Genomic DNA, 582 nt, shown 5'->3' on the forward strand with positions numbered 1-582 from the left:
AATGTTGAAACGTCATGTGCCTAATTCGCTTCCCATAATTCATTTATCTTGTTGCAAACGGGTAAATGCCTGAGCCGCTTCTTGATGATCAGGGTGCAGCAAGAGCACCTGTTCATAGCAATAGGCGGCCTCCTTCCGGTTTAATTGTTCCAGACAGATGCCTTTGTAATACCAGGCCTGAAAGCTGCCTAACCCTTTTTGTGTCAGATGAGACCATTGATGATCCCCCAGTTCAAGACAACGATCGAATGCTTCAAGCGCTTCTTCCGTTCTCCCCAAATAATGTAACAGAATACCTTTATAAAAATGCAGATCCACGTAGTCGGGGTACAAACAAATCGCTTTTTCAATAGCCGGATACGCACCACGGAAGCTTCCGAGACTAAGCAGAATAGAATACTTCAACTTGTAGAGAAGAGATGGCGGAGTCACCCCTTCTGAAAGAAATAACACAATGGCTCGATTGACGTACTGAAACGAACGTTGATACTGCTTCACCCGGTAATATTCCGATGCCATGTGGTAATGGAGCCAGGGGTTCTTGTCCTCGGTACTCAACTGCTTTAACAGGAGTGAAATATT

At 44.8% G+C, this 582-nt stretch carries 1 protein-coding gene; it reads right to left on the reverse strand.

Annotation, left to right across the window (positions count from 1 at the left end; all coding sequences use genetic code 11):
* Nucleotides 1-39: 39 nt before the first annotated feature.
* Nucleotides 40-582: tetratricopeptide repeat protein (locus tag AB1L17_RS31470; protein ID WP_412848844.1), on the reverse strand; the 543-nt coding region annotated here is incomplete at its 5' end.

The organism is Brevibacillus jepli, from assembly GCF_047229145.1.
GTDB lineage: Bacteria > Bacillota > Bacilli > Brevibacillales > Brevibacillaceae > Brevibacillus.